Origin of the sequence: Thauera butanivorans (assembly GCF_048398245.1) — a bacterium.
In the GTDB taxonomy this organism is placed as follows: domain Bacteria; phylum Pseudomonadota; class Gammaproteobacteria; order Burkholderiales; family Rhodocyclaceae; genus Thauera; species Thauera butanivorans.
Genome location: NZ_CP183038.1, coordinates 4,684,977 through 4,699,807 on the forward strand (window position 1 = coordinate 4,684,977; position 14,831 = coordinate 4,699,807).

Consider the following 14,831-nt stretch of genomic DNA (forward strand, 5'->3'; position numbering starts at 1 on the left):
GCATCATCAGAGAGCGTCCGGCAGCAATACGTACACACCCATCACATCCACGGGCAGGCAGGGGCTGACGCTGTACTGGCCAATGTCCCGGGCGGCTTCGCGCACGCGCTGATGGTCGGCCAGCAGCGCTGTGGCGCGTTGCTCGGCCAGTGCCTGCAGCTGCTGTGGGTGAGCGGCCAGATAATCCAGCGCGGCGCGCACTTCACGCTGCACGGCCTCGGGCGGCAAGTTGCCGCTGGGGGTGCATTCGAGCAGGCGGCTGGCACTGTCATCGGCCAGCCATTGCGGCGTGTTGCGGCCTTGCACGGCCAGGGCCACGGTTTCCTCGGCCATCATCTGGAACGGCTCGCGGCGGCGCACGTAGCTGAGCTGGTGGCGCAGGCGCAGCAGGTAGAGGGTGGTGACGACTTCCACGTCATTGGTCAGCGTGGCGGCGCAACGGGCGGCCAGTGGACGTTCGCCGCCGAGTGCGTCTTCCAGCAGGTGCTGGGCCAGCAGGCCGACCAGCGGATGGCTGCGATGCAGTTCGGCCAAGTCGATGGGTTGGGGTTTGTCGATGCCTTCGTCGGCCAGGCGTTGGCGCAGGGCTTCGGGCAGGTGTTGCGGCAAGAAACGGGCGGTCTGTTTGCGGCCGATTTCCAGTGGCGACCCCAAACGCACGCAGGCGCTTTGCAGGAAACGCTGCACATCGGCCTGGGTGCCCAGGGCCTGCTGCTGTTTGTGCCATTCGGGCAGCACTTCGTCGGGCTTGATGCGGCGCTGGGCAAAGACGGTGCGGTTGGCCTTGGCTTTTTCCAGGGCATCTCGCCACTGGGCCTGCAATGGCGCCAGTTGCTGTTCGGATTCTGCAAAGTCGAAGCTGGCCTGCGGCGAGGCCACGCCACTTTCGCTGCGCCGCATCAGGGCCGCCTTGACCAGAGCCTGATTGATGCGGGCTTCGTCCTCGGGCAGGGGCACCAGCACGCCCAGTTCCTTCTGGATGGCCTCGCCCTTGCGCAGGATGACGTTGAGCACGAAACCATCGACCGGGTTGTCTTGCCCGTAGAGCATGGTGCAGCGGACTTCGTCGGCCTGCTGGCCGAAACGATCGACGCGGCCTTCGCGCTGTTCATGGCGGGTGGGGTTCCAGGCCAGGTCGTAGTGGACGACAGCGGTGAACAGGTGCTGCAGGTTGATGCCTTCGGAGAGGCAGTCGGTGGCGACCAGGATGCGTTGCTCGGCATCCGCCATGTCGTCCACGCGCTCGCGGCGTTCTTCGGGGGTGAGTTCGCCGGTGACGGCATCGACGGTGGCCTTCGGAAAAGCGGCCTTGATGTGTTCGGCCACGTAATGGGCGGTGGCGATGTAGCGGCAGAACACCACCGGGTGGTAGCCATCCTTCACAAGAAGGTCAATATGCCGGATGAGCGCGGCCAGCTTGGGATCACCGGCCTTGCCGGAAAGACGTTGCGCGTCGGCGATCAGGGCTTGCAGGCGCGGCGCGGCATCCTGCACCTGGGCGGGCGGCTCCAGATCACTGCCGGAAAGATCATCGGCCTCGCCATCGTGCAAGCGTTCATCACTGAGGAGGGCGTCGTCAGGCAGGGTTCCTTCCAGCCTCGTGGTCAGGGCCTTGACGGCGGCCGCGGGCGACGATGCCACGCAGCGCAACAATGCCAGGGTGGCGTACCAGATGAGGCGCGCGCCGCCTTGCTGTTCTTGCTGCTCAATGGTTTCAGCCAGTTCGCGGCAGTAATCCTGCACGGCGTCGAAGAACGCGCCCCATTCGCCGCTGAGCTGGTAGGTCAGCTCGGTTTTCATGCGGCGGGGAAAACCTCGTCCGTCATGGGTCTCGGCCTGCCATTCAACGATGTCCTTGCGACGGCGCTGGACGAAGTGGCGCGCCAGTTCCTGACGCAGCGGGTCGGAGGCTGTCATGCGGCCTTGCAAGGCGGCAAAGCGTGGATCGAGCAGCGACAGCAAGTTGTAGAAGGCGGTTTCGTCACCGGAGTGAGGGGTGGCGGTCAGCAGAATCAGGTGTCGCTGCGCGTCACGGGCAAGGCGTTGCAGCAACTCGAAGCGCAATTGCTTGCCCGCGCCGCTGCTGGCGCAGGTGTGGGCCTCGTCAACGATGATGCACTCGGGGGCGGTGGCGAGAAACTGTTCGCGGTGGCGTTCGCTCTTGATGTAGTCCAGGCTGACGACCACCACGGGATGATGGTCGAACAGGCGCGCACCATGCGGAAGGTCGCGTTCGATGCGCGATGCGGATGCCGAGGTCAACGCGATGGCATGCAGGTTGAAACGGGCCTCCAGCTCACGTTGCCATTGTTCGACCAGGTGTGGCGGGCAGAGGATGGCCAGGCGGGCGATTTCGCCACGGTCCATCAGTTCGCGGGCGATCAGACCGGCTTCGATGGTCTTGCCGATGCCCACGTCATCGGCGATCAGCAGGCGCACCGTGGACAGGCGCAAGGCCATCAGCAGCGGCACAAGCTGGTAGCCGCGCGGCTCGACAGCGATGTTGCCGAAGGAGCGGAACGGCCCAGCGCCGGCGCGCAGGGTGAGGCGCAAGGCATCGCGTAGCAACAGCGCGGCGGCGTGGTTGCCGGCGCGTGCGGGATCGGGCCAGTCGAAGGTGGCAGGTTCGACGGGATGCAGTTCCAACTCGGGGATCAGGGCGATGCTTTCGTCATCGGCGCCGCTCAATGGACGCAGGCGCAACCAGTCGCGGCGGGAGTCGCTCTGCACCACCCATTCGCGGCCTCGGGCGCGCACCAGGTTGCCGGGTAGAAAGTCGTGTTCGAGGATCGTCATGCGCCTTTATTCCTTGGAACCGAACACATCGGCGTGCGCGGCGAATTGTTGTGGCCAGCGTGAAGCGTCCGAGAAATCGAGCACCTGCCAGCCTTTGTCCTGCAATACGCTGGCGGTCTGCTCATCCACCGCGGACAGAAACACCAGAGCACGGGATGCCTTGTACTGGGCTGCGGCGATGGCCGCGCCATTGTTGACGGGTACATTGACCGCATCAGGTTGTCTAGCCCCGGCCTGGCGGAGTTCGGACAGCCAGATGTCGAGCAGCTCGTCTTCTGAAGTCGTTGCGGCAACGGTGGCCGGGCTGTTCGTTACGGGCTGCACCTGAGCATTGGCCAGCGCGACCAACAGTTTCAGCGCATCCGCATTGCGGCGGTTGATGTGTTCGTGATCCGGCTGGTTGAAGTAGGAGAGCAGGCATTGGTAACAGCCGGCCTCGCATTGATGATTGCCCAGTTCATCGGTCTGCTCCAGCGACGGCAGATCGTCCAGCGTCCAAATGCCACTCTGCGGTTTGCGATGGTGAATCAGTTGCAGGGCATTGCTGGCGACGAGTGCAAGGTCGTCGCGATGGTTTGCCAGGCGTGTGAGCACACCCGCACCGCCTTCCGCCGCTTCGTAGAACAGCAAGGCGCGGCGCTCGTCAGACTTCGGCAGTGGCTCGACCACCAGTTCGGATTCCTCGATCTGGAAGGTCATTTCGATACCGCGCTTGAGCGCGGCCTGCAAAGTGGCCATGGCCTCCAGAGGCAAGGCATGTACGGGAGCGAAGATCAGCAGATTGCGATGATCTTCCACAAAGGGAACGATGCGTTGGTTGGGCACCTTTTCCAGCAAGGCATCGTCGCCGCCCTGGTCGTCTTCCGCATCCGGTGCATCCTGCTTGCTCCAGGTGCCCGTGATGGGGTTGATGTAGAAGCCCAGTTGCTCCTTGTCCTTGCGCCTGCGCCAGCCGCGGTTGATGCGCCAGATTTGCGCAGCGGGCGCGTAGGTGAGCTCGCCCAGCACGTCCTCGCCTTGTTGGATCGTGGCCTTCTGCTGCTGGATACGGCCATCGGGGCCGGGCAGGAAGCGGTAAGTGGTTTGCAGCTCGAAGCCCTGACGCTGGCGCTCCTCGTCGTTGATGGAGATGCGCTCGGTGGCCACGGTCTCCACGGTTTCGATGCGGTAGAGCTCGCGCACCCAATCGTGCTCGGTGAGCAAGGCGTCGCAGTTCTCGCAGCGATTGACCAGCGGCTGTTCGCCGCCCGGCTCGCCGAGATGGCCGTAGCCGCACTGGCTGCACACCAACGAGGCAATGGTGGCCAACTGGCTGTTGCCGGAAATGTGGTCTGTATTGCCTACATTGAGTTTGGCTCGCACCACGCGGTACATGCGGCCCTGGTGATAAATGAGGCTGCGGGGGCCGAATTCGGACAGGGCCAGGAAGCGCGGCCGGCTGACCATGCTGCCTTCGTCATCCTTGCCGTTGACCGTCTGACCTCCACGGGCAGGAATCCAGGCCATCAGCGGCAGGCGCGGGAAGTTGTAGCCGGGCAGGAAGCCCTGGCTGGCCAAGTAGCGATAGGTGTAGAAGTCGTTGTTCTGGCCGTTGCCGGACTTGAGCAACACGGCGTACTGGCGCGCGGCGTCGCCGTAACGGCGCTGGGCATTCTGGCGTTCAGTGTGCGAGGCGGTATGGCTCTTGACGATGCGATCAGCCATATCCATCTGTTGGCGGGTGGCATCGAACAGCACGCGCCAGCGCTCCAGCGCCCCAGAGAACGCTTGCGCCGCGTTGTCGATGACCTGGCGCACATAGTCAGGCGTGAACCAGGCGCTGCCTTCAAGCTCGCCCTCAAGCTGGTTGATGACCCGGTCGGCACTGGCCAAGGCCCGCTGCTGGACAGCCTGCGCCCGCAATGCTTCGTGCAAGGGCTGTTTCAGTGGTTTTCCAGGTTGGTCGAGATCCAGCATGGGCGCAATGCTGTCGTCCAGCGGCACCTGGGTGCTGGCCAGCCAGACCGCTTGCAGATGGCTGTCGATGAGATCGCGGTTGCTCAGGTCGAGGGTTGGCGCGCGCACGACGCCATGCACCATTTGCTCGGCATTGTGGAAGAACCACTGGTCATGCGGACTGAGCGCCGCGCAATAGGTGATGACCAGCGCCTGCTGACCCGAGCGACCCGCGCGGCCGCTGCGCTGGGCGTAGTTGGCGGGGGTCGGCGGCACATTGCGCAGGTACACGGTGTTGAGCGCGGAGATATCCACGCCAAGCTCCATCGTGGGGGAGCAGAACATCACCGGCAGACGTTCCAACGGCGCTTCGTGGGCCGGGTTCTGCGCCCAGTCCTGCCTGTCTTTTTCGGTGTAGCGAAAACGCTGCTCCAGCAGTTGCCGGCGTGGCGCATCCACCTGGGCGGTGTGTTCCTGGGCCTCGAAGTCGAACAGCGGATGCGAAGGCCGACGCAGCAGGTCGGCAATGCCGAGATACAAGGTGCGGAAATACTGGTTGATCCGATTGCTATCAGTTTGCGGCTGATCGGCAATCAGGCACCAGTCCAGGGCAGCCGCGTTCAGGCGCCAGCCTGCGAACTGCGAATCAATGGCATGTTTTTGCACATAACCATAGTTGCCGGCTGCCTTGAGCATGTATTCGATCAGCTCGACCCACTCAGCATCTTTCCACTGAATGACCTCGCTGGCGCAAGCGCTGTCTCGCCAAAGTTTGTCTGTCTTGATTTGCCGCAGCAGTCGGGAACGTGGACCACCTGTCACCAGGTCGGTGCGCGGCTTGCCCTTGTGTTCCAGGCGCTTGCCGAGGATGAGATGGCGGCCGGTATCGAGTTTCTCGTCGGGCGCGAAGGCCCAACGTTCATTCAGGTAGGTGTGGGCGCTGGTGCGTGCCTTGTCCTGCTCGACCGGGTCGAGGTAACGACTTTCCAGGCACAGATGGCGGCGCAAGGTGTCGAACAGTAATTCGAACAGAACTGTCCGTTGCACTGCCGTCAATTTGGTCAAGGTGCTGTTTGCAGCAAAGATGCTGGCGTCGGCGCAAAAGGCATCCAGGTCTCGATAGCGAATCCGCAACAGGCCGAGTTGATCCAGATTCGGATTATTGAAGCGCCAGCCACGCCGCAGATCACGCAGTAGCCGGTAGGCGATGATGAAGCGCAATGTGCGTTGCGCTTCTTGTCGGGCCAGTCCCATGAGTTTGGGGGTGCGCAGATATTCCACCAAGGTGGCTTCATCGACCCCTTGAAAGCCGAGCGCCTTGAATACGCTTTCGGCCAGGTGTTCTTCATCGAGTTGGCCGCCGCTGCCTTGCAGTGCGCCGATCAAGCCGGCACGCAGCGTCAGCAGGAAAATGAAGTCGTTGAAATGCCCCGCCTGCAGGGCGGCATCCTGGCGGTTGTCGGTAAACCCAAGCAACTTGCGTGGGTCAGGCTGCCCTGGCGCAGGTTCGGAAAGTGCAAACAATTGCTGCAAGGCCGCCAGGGCAATCATGGTCGTGGCCGAAGAGCGGCCTTCGCCGGACAGGCTGGAGAGGCGGTTGGCATCCTTGCCGTGGGCTTCGTGTGTCGTGCCGCAGTTCAGGCAGAAGCGGAACTTTCCCGGAATGAACCAGAACTCCGTCCCCGAGCCCGATTGCCCTTTGGCATCGACCGTGACCATATAGGGAACGGCATTCTTGTAGGCTGACTTGACTTTGGGCTCGCTACGGCTGAGGTCGATCCAGGTTTCCGGCAGGTCTTCGAGCAGGCCGCCGTATTGCTGGCCGGGCACCAAAGGGCACAGAAAGCCATAGCTGGCGTCGTCTTCTGCCGCGATGTCGTCGATTTCACGCGGGCTGAAGCTGACCGGTTGCTGCGTGTGCCAGACAGGCAGGTACTCCTGGCCGCAATCGCGGCAGAAGTGCGTGGGGTAAAGCAGCACATTCTCTTGTTGCCGCCCAGGTGCGAAACGCTGGGCATCGAGCGTGACATGGCGCTTACCCCGCTCTTCCAACGTGGTGAGCACCTTGCCCGGTCCACTGATGAACTGGTGCAGCTTGAACGCGAAAGGCGGCCTGCCCTGGGGCGTGCGCACATCATGGGCAGCCACCAGAAAGCGCTGCAGGGCGGTGCGAGCGGCTTCAGGCTGGCAGCCCGCGTCTTCGGCGAGACGGCGGCTTGCCTCTTCCAGCGTCATGGGTCTCGCGCGCCTTGGCGGCTCGTCGGCAGGCAGTTCGATACCCAGGTTCAATTCCACCCAGATGGATAACGGATCATTGCGAAAGGCATCGAAGTCAGCCCAGATATCCTGCTTTCGCGTAACGGCCGCCAGTAGTTCTGTGCGGATGGCGTTGACGTCCTTGAGCGGGTTGGTGACGCGCTCCAAGGTCTCGCCGATGACGTCATGCTCGCTGATCTGGGTGCCAAAAAGTTTGCTGGCCACATCGGCCACCACGCGGTTGCGGTCGGCTTGGCTACCTGTGCTGGACATGGTGGCCGACGTGCCGATGCAGACCAGTTGCTCGGCTTTCAAGCGCTCTCGCAGGCGCCGCACCAGCAAGGCAACGTCCGCCCCTTGACGGCCACGATAGGTATGCAACTCATCCAGCACCAGGAACTCAAGTCCCTCGCAGTGTTCCACCACACGCCGATCCACTTCGTCGAAGCGGGTCAGGATGTACTCCAGCATCATGAAGTTGGTGAGCAGGATATCGGGCGGGTCATCCGCGATGGCGCTGCGTTCCGCCTTGCTTTCCTGGCCGGTGTAGCGCTTGACGGTGAAGGGACGACGCTCTGGCGCATAGCCATGCAGAAACTTGTCGAGTTCTTCCAGCTGACTGTTGGCCAGGGCATTCATCGGGTAGATGACAATGGCCCTGGTACGTGCTTTGCCATCGGATTGCTTGGCCTTGAGAATGCGGTCGATGATCGGGATGAAAAAGGACAGGGACTTCCCCGACCCCGTTCCGGTCGTGACCACATAGCTTTGGCGTTCCTGGCCTTTGGCCAAGGCTTCCATCTGGTGCTTGTAAAGATGCAGGGGTTCTGGCGAACCTTCAGACTTCCCGACCTGGAAGATCTCTGCGCAGGCAGCATGCAAGACCCCCTGTGCCGCCAGGTTCTGCACCGTGCCCTTGCGTTGGTAATTCGGGTTGATCTGTACCAGCGGCTCAGGCCAGTAGCGGCCTTGCGCATATTGATGCTCGACCTCGGCCTGGATATCAGGCGCAGCGATGCGAACAAAACTGCGGGAAAAGCTGCCGTATCGTTCGATGAGCTGATCGCGGAACTGGAAAACGTTATTCATGGAGAGTCCTCACTGATCCATCTTGTGGCCAATCGCCAGAACCGCTGTACTACCGGAGGTGCCTGCTGTGATGCGCTTCCATTTCGCCCCCCGCCCCTTGCCGGTCGATTCGATCAACCCCTCTGATTTCATCGCTCGCAGCACCAGCCGCACCATGTCCCGGCTCACACCCGGGCAGGCTTCTTCAATCTCGGAAATCGAAAACGGCAGGGTGCGCCCCAGAACTTCCGTCCTCACCCGGTCGCCTTTGCTGCCGCGGCCACGCTCGATGGTGCCGACACGCTCCTCGAACTCACGGTAGGCCCGTAGCAAGGCACCCCAGAAGTAGTCGAGCCAGGGTTTGACGTCATGCTGCCCTTGGTGCCAGCCCTGAGAGCTGGCTTCCAGCGTCTCGTAATAACCTTCCTTGGTGTCCTCGAAGATGCGTTCGAGACTGATATAGCGCCCCACGGCATAGTCGAAGTGGTAGAGCAGCAGCAAGGTCAGCAAGCGGGACATGCGGCCGTTGCCGTCAGGGAAGGGATGGATGCACAGGAAGTCGAGCATCGCCAGCGGCACCAGTACCAGAGGGTCGGCCAGGTGCTGGTCCAGGGCGGTGGCGTAGCGGCCAGTCAGATCGGCCATGGCCATGGGTGTCAGGTGCGCAGCCACTGGTGGGAAGCGCAGACACGACGTGCCGTCAGGGTGGCGTTCGATGATGTCGTTATTGGTAGCCTTCCAGCGCCCGCCCGCCTGCGGCATATAGCGGTACAGCAGGGTGTGCAGTTGCAGCACTACGCCCTCGCTGAAGGGCATGTGCGCGGCCGATTCGTGGATCAGCGCCAGGGCATCACGGTAGCCGGCGATCTCCTGCTCCGACCGGTTCTTTGGTGTTGCGTTGCGGATGACCAGGGACTTCAACCGCGAGGGTGCGACGACAACGCCTTCCAGCCGGTTGGACGATTCGTTGGACTCCACCACCGCGATCTGGCGTAGCCCTTTGAGGGCTTCGGGCGACTGCGCTACGTAGAGCTGCTGCTTGCCCTGGTACTCGCCCAGTGTGCGCAACGTGGCGGCCTGGGTGCCATCGAAGCGAAGCGCGTCAAGGTACTCGGGTGTGAGCGAGTGCATGGAAAGGCAAGTCCAGGCTGTGTAAATGGGGTAATTGTACCCTTTAAATAGGGCATTGAATATGGAAAATACCCTATTCTATCGTTTGATTACCTCCATTTTCTGAGCGCAAAACAGGCCATGAGAGTCTTGCGCAGCAAGCATGGCTAACCGGAGCTCCCAAGGCAGTTGTCAACCAATGGTTGATAACTGCCCCGACAGCAAGGATCAGAACGCAAAGGGAAGGCAAGGGAATGGCGCCCAAGGGACAACGGCCCTACCCGGAAAAGGCCCCCTTAAGCCGAAGCGGCACCGATCACCAAATTCCCCGACGGCGCCAGCCCGTCGATGTAGTCCGACCACGCCTGCAACATCTCTCGCCTTTGCTCGGCGTACTCCGCCCGATTGTAGACGCCGCGCACGCCGCCGATGGTGTGGTTCAGCGCCTTTTCCACCACATCCGAAGGCCAGCCCTGCTCATGCAACAAGGTCGAAGCAGTGCGCCGAAGGTCATGGATGGTGAAGGCGGGAATCTCCTGCCCCTGCAATGACACCTTCAGTGCCTGGTTCAGCGCGTTGCTGGCGAAGGGCTTGGCCAGGGTGCCACGCCCCGGCAACACCCAGTCGCTGCTGCTGGCCAGTGGCTTGAGTTCCTTGAATAGGGTCTGTGCCTGCGTGGACAGGTAGACGATGTGCGGCTTGCCGGTCTTGGAGTTTTCGACCGGGATGTGCCATTCGCCTTCGTCCAGATGCACGTCCTTCCACTGCGCCAGCATCAGCTCGGATTTGCGCACCAGGGTCATCAGGATCAACTGGAAGGCGATCTTGAACTGACGGCGGATGTTGGAGGTCTGCATGGCGCGCAGGAACTGCCGGATTTCATCCGGCGTCAGCGCCCGGTCGCGGGCGGCGGCGCGGTAGACGTGCCGCATCGGCAGGGCCATGACCGGGTTGGCCTGGATCAGGCCGCAGGTCAGCGCGTAGTCGAACATGCGCTTGAGCAGGCCGCGCACCTGGCCGGCGGCGGCATCGAAGCCTTGCTCCTTCTTGCGCCAGATGACGCCGCGCACGTCCTCGGCGGTAATGTCCCGGACCGGCTTGCTGCCGATGTGCGGCAGGATGTCCTTTTCCAGGTAGCGGCGAGGCATGGTTACGTCCTTGCGGTCGCGTGACTGGATGTCCTTGAAGAAGCGTTCGGAGAACTCGGCCACGGTGGCGTCTTCTGCGCCGGCCACCTTGGCTTGCTGCTTCTTCCTTGCCGGTGATTCGCCCATTGCCACTTGGTGAGCCGCCTCATCCCGCTTCAGCCGAGCGTTCTTCAGCGTCAGCGCAGGGTACTTGCCCAGCGTCAGCTTCTCGTACTTGCCGTTCAGCCGGTAGCGGTAACGCCAGACGATGCCCCCGGTCGGGAACACTTCCACATGAAGCCCCCGGTCGTCGGTGACCGTGTAGGTCTTGTCTCTGGGCTTGAGCGCCTTGAGTGCGTTGTCGGTCAGTGCCATCTCATCCTCCGTATGTCCAAGTAGACGGAGGAAAGCAATCAACCAGCTACTTGGAACTAAACTTGGACATAAAAGTGAGTGGCTTTGACTGTATCACCGAATCACTCAGTAAACAAAATTCCCTTTATTTATGCGGATTACAGCCACATCAGCAGACTTCAGTGGACATCCATGGAACCCACCTCACTTCCCGATGCAAAACCTCGAAAAGATCACCCCCAGTAGATCGTCCGCCGTGAACTCCCCGGTGATCTCCCCCAGGCTTTCCTGCGCCAGGCGCAGTTCCTCGGCGAAGAGTTCGAGCGCAGCCGATTGAGCGGCGGCGGATTCGATGTGGGCGAGGGCGGCGCGCAGGGCGTGGAGGTGGCGTTCGCGGGCGAGGATGACGTCTTCGCCGTGGGCGTGCCAGCCGGCGATGCGCAGCAGTTCGGCGCGGACGAGGTCGATGCCGGTGCCGCGCTTGGCCGAGACTTGCAGGCGGATGCGGCCGCCTGGTTCCCCGGGCTCCTCGATCCGCCCGGCCGCCAGGCCCGCGAGGTCGATCTTGTTGACGACGGTGATGCGTTCCACCCCCCGCGGCAGGCGGGCGTCGATGGATTCGCTGGCTTCGGGCGTGGTGTCCGTCGCGGCGGCGCTGGCGTCGACGAGGCGCAGGATGACGTCGGCGCGTTCGATTTCGCGCCAGGTGCGTTCGATGCCGATGCGTTCGACGGTGTCGGCGGTTTCACGCAGGCCGGCGGTGTCGATGATGTGCAGCGGAATGCCTTCGATCTGGATCGTCTCGCGCAGTGCGTCGCGGGTGGTGCCGGCGATGTCGGTGACGATGGCGCGGTCTTCACCGGCGAGCTGGTTGAGCAGGCTGGATTTGCCGACATTGGGTTCGCCGACCAGCACGACGTTGAGGCCGCTGCGCAACAGCGCACCCTGGCGGGCGCGGTCGAGCACGCTTTCGAGCTTGTCGCGGATTTCTTCCAGACGCGGCATCGCGCGCGCGCGTTCGAGGAATTCGATTTCCTCTTCGGGGAAGTCCAGCGTCGCTTCCACCAGCATGCGCAGATCGATCAGCGCATCGACGATGCGGTGGATTTCTTCCGAGAAGCGGCCGGACAGCGAACGCACGGCGGAGCGGGCGGCGGCGGCGGTCGAGGCTTCGATGAGGTCGGCGACGCTTTCGGCCTGGGCGAGGTCGAGCTTGCCGTTGAGGAAGGCACGGCGGGTGAACTCGCCCGGTTCGGCGAGCCGCGCGCCGAGTTCGAGGCAGCGCGCCAGCAGCATCTGCATGACCACCGGGCCGCCATGGCCTTGCAGTTCGAGCACGTCCTCGCCGGTGAAGGAGGCGGGCGCGGGGAAATGGAGCAGGATGCCTTCGTCGATGGCTTCGCCGGCGGCATCGACGAAGGCGGAGAACATCGCCCGGCGCGGCTGCGGCACGCGGCCGCAGAGTGCGGCGGCGAATTCGCTCAGGCTGGCGCCCGAGACGCGAACGACACCGATGCCTCCCCGGCCCGGTGCCGTCGCGATGGCGGCAATGACGTCAGGCGTCCTTGCTGCCGGGTTTTGCACTTTCGATCATCCGCGTGATCTGCCATTGCTGGGCGATCGACAGGATGTTGTTGACCACCCAGTACAGCACCAGGCCGGACGGGAACCACAGGAACATGAAGGTGAACACAATCGGCATCGCCATCATGACCTTGGCCTGGATCGGGTCGGGCGGCGTCGGGTTCAGCTTCATCTGGATCAGCATGGATGCGCCCATGATGATCGGCAGGATGAAGTAGGGATCCTTCGCCGACAGATCCTGGATCCAGCCCAGCCACGGCGCGTGGCGCATCTCGACGCTGCCCAGCAGCACCCAGTACAGCGCGATGAACACCGGGATCTGCACCAGGATGGGCAGGCAGCCGCCGAGCGGGTTGATCTTCTCGGTGCGGTAGAGATTCATCATCTCCTGCTGCATCTTGGCCTTGTCGTTGCCGTACAGCTCCTTCATGCGCTGCAGGCGCGGGCCGAGCACGCGCATCTTGGCCATCGACTTGTAGCTGGCCGCCGACAGCGGGAAGAAAATGATCTTGAGCAGCACGGTGACGAGGATGATGGCCCAGCCCCAGTTGCCGGTCAGCTTGTGCAGCCACGACAGCACCCAGAACAGCGGCGCGGCGATCACCGTTAGCCAGCCGTAGTCGACCACCAGGTCGAGCCCCGGGGCGATGCCTTCGAGCTTGTCCTGCTCCTGCGGGCCGGCGTAGAGGCGGCTGCCCACCGTGGCTTGCGCGCCCGGTTCGATCGAGGCCACCGGCATGATCAGGCCGGCCGAGAACAGGTTGTTGCCCAGCGGGCGGGCGAAGTATTCACGCTGCGCGCCCTGCTCCGGCAGCCAGGCGCTGACGAAGTAGTGCTGCACCATCGCCACCCAGCCGTCGCTGGCGTTCTTGACGAACTTGGCCTTGCCTTCGGTGATGTCGTCGAAATGCACCTTCTGGAACTTCTCGGCGTCGGTGAAGAAGGCCGGGCCGGTGAAGGTGTTCACGCCGAAGGCTTCGACCTGCTCGGCGGGGTTGCCGTCGCGGGTGAGCTGGAAGTAGGCGTGCGGAGCGATGGCCTGGCCGCTGCCGTTGTTGATTTCGTAGCTGACGTCGATCAGGTAGCTGCCGCGCTGGAAGCGCATCACCTTGGTGGCCTGCAGGCCGTTCTGCTCGGGCGCCTGCAGGCGCAGCTCGACCTGATCCTCGCCGTCCTTCAGCGCCAGCTCGGAAGCCGGCAGCGCGAACAGCGTCTTGTGCGTCGGCAGGCCTTCGCCGATCAGGCCGGACTGGGCGAAATACTGGTGGCGGACCGAGCCGTCGTCCAGCAGCACGAAGTTGGCGTCGCTCTCGCCGCTGGCCTGGTGCTGCTTGAGTTCGAGGCGGACGATGTCGCCGCCCTCGGCGGACACTTCGGCACGCAGCAGGTCGGTCTCGACCACCACGCGCGGCGCCGTGGCGGTGGCGGCCTGCCCGCCGGGCACGGCGCTCTGGCTCGCAGCCAGACCGACCGACGGCGTCGGCACCGAACCGTCGGCCGCTGCGCCGGCAGCCGTCGTCGCCTGGACCGCCGGAGCGGGGTTGTTATGCTTGATCCAGCCTTCCCACAGCATCACCAGCGAGAAGGAGAAAACCAGGAAGAGGATGAGGCGGCGTTGATCCATCGGATTCGTTCTGTCTCAGGTCAGGGAACGGGATCATACCCGCCCGGATTGAAAGGGTGACAACGCCCCACCCGTCTTGCCGCGAGCCAGCCGCCGCGCAGGGCGCCGTGGCGCTGGATGGCTTCGATCGCGTACTCGGAGCAGGTCGGATGAAAACGGCAGTTGCGCCCCAGCATGGGGCTGATCGCATAGCGGTAGAAGCGCAGCAGGGCGATCAACAAGGTTTTCATGGCCGGGGCAGCTTTTGCAGCAAGGCGAGCAGGTCCTGGTTCATCTCGGCCCGTGTCGCCTTGGCGACCGGTGCATGCAGGCGGACGACCATGTCGACCGCGGGCAAGGATTCACGATTGCGGCGAAAGATCTCGCGCGCAATGCGCTTCACCAGGTTGCGGGTGTTGGCGCGCTTGGCGAGCTTCTTGGCCACCACCACGCCCAGCCGGGCCGTGTCGAGGCCATTGGGGCGATAGTGCAGCATGTAGAAGCGCCCGCGCAGTGCCCGCCGAAAAGCAAAAACGGATGAATACTCATCCGTTTTGTGCAATCTGTGAGCGCTGCGGAAACCCTGGTCAGCGCCCGGGGGCAACGTCACCTCAGACGGCGAGGCGATGACGGCCCTTGGCACGACGTGCGCGGATGACCGCACGGCCGCCACGGGTCTTCATCCGGACCAGGAAACCATGGGTGCGCTTGCGACGGACGACGGAGGGCTGGTAGGTGCGTTTCATAATCGACTGCCAATGTTAGGTCAAACGCGGGAGTTAAATGGATAATCCCATGTTTGTCAATAAAAATTTTTATCCGGCCCTGTGGATAAGTCCTGCCCGCAAGGTTAGAATAGCCGGTCCATGAGCTTCGCCGACGGGGCAGGCGCCGACGTCGAACGCCCGGCCGCCAAGAAGCCGCCCATGCAGTGCTCCCCTGCCCGTGCCCGCCAGTGCGCCACTTGGCCGCGCATGCCGCACAGTTGTACACCACCC

At 63.2% G+C, this 14,831-nt stretch carries 9 protein-coding genes; all 9 read right to left on the reverse strand.

Annotated features, from left to right (window positions below; genetic code table 11):
- Positions 1 to 6: 6 nt before the first annotated feature.
- The 9 genes from ACNQFN_RS22560 to rpmH all read right to left on the reverse strand — a co-directional run bounded on the left by ACNQFN_RS22560 (position 7) and on the right by rpmH (position 14,579).
- On the reverse strand, positions 7 to 2,796 hold the full coding sequence (locus tag ACNQFN_RS22560) for a helicase-related protein (RefSeq protein WP_418647632.1): 2,790 nt from the start codon (positions 2,794 to 2,796) through the stop codon (positions 7 to 9).
- A 6-nt stretch (positions 2,797 to 2,802) separates the two neighbouring features.
- Positions 2,803 to 8,076, reverse strand: coding sequence for a DEAD/DEAH box helicase (locus ACNQFN_RS22565; protein WP_418647633.1), 5,274 nt, complete (start codon positions 8,074 to 8,076; stop codon positions 2,803 to 2,805).
- A 9-nt stretch (positions 8,077 to 8,085) separates the two neighbouring features.
- Positions 8,086 to 9,186: a Fic family protein gene (locus tag ACNQFN_RS22570; protein WP_074856712.1), complete on the reverse strand. Its 1,101-nt coding sequence runs from the start codon at positions 9,184 to 9,186 to the stop codon at positions 8,086 to 8,088.
- 275 nt (positions 9,187 to 9,461) lie between these two features.
- Positions 9,462 to 10,667, reverse strand: coding sequence for a tyrosine-type recombinase/integrase (locus tag ACNQFN_RS22575; RefSeq protein WP_418647634.1), 1,206 nt, complete (start codon positions 10,665 to 10,667; stop codon positions 9,462 to 9,464).
- A gap of 183 nt (positions 10,668 to 10,850) precedes the next feature.
- Positions 10,851 to 12,230 carry a tRNA uridine-5-carboxymethylaminomethyl(34) synthesis GTPase MnmE gene (mnmE, locus tag ACNQFN_RS22580; protein WP_418647635.1) on the reverse strand — a complete coding sequence of 460 codons (1,380 nt, stop codon included), beginning with the start codon at positions 12,228 to 12,230 and terminating at the stop codon, positions 10,851 to 10,853.
- A complete protein-coding gene (yidC, locus tag ACNQFN_RS22585) occupies positions 12,202 to 13,854 on the reverse strand; it encodes a membrane protein insertase YidC (RefSeq protein ID WP_418647636.1) in 1,653 nt (550 codons plus the stop codon). The genes mnmE and yidC overlap by 29 nt, the downstream gene beginning before the upstream one ends.
- A gap of 20 nt (positions 13,855 to 13,874) precedes the next feature.
- Positions 13,875 to 14,084, reverse strand: a complete 210-nt coding sequence (yidD, locus tag ACNQFN_RS22590; protein WP_068635680.1) for a membrane protein insertion efficiency factor YidD — start codon at positions 14,082 to 14,084, stop codon at positions 13,875 to 13,877.
- A complete protein-coding gene (rnpA, locus tag ACNQFN_RS22595) occupies positions 14,081 to 14,506 on the reverse strand; it encodes a ribonuclease P protein component (protein WP_418647637.1) in 426 nt (141 codons plus the stop codon). The genes yidD and rnpA overlap by 4 nt, the downstream gene beginning before the upstream one ends.
- The gene (gene rpmH, locus ACNQFN_RS22600; protein WP_002926183.1) at positions 14,445 to 14,579 is read right to left on the reverse strand and encodes a 50S ribosomal protein L34; all 135 of its coding nucleotides are present in this window, start codon (positions 14,577 to 14,579) and stop codon (positions 14,445 to 14,447) included. The genes rnpA and rpmH overlap by 62 nt, the downstream gene beginning before the upstream one ends.
- Positions 14,580 to 14,831 lie beyond the last annotated feature (252 nt).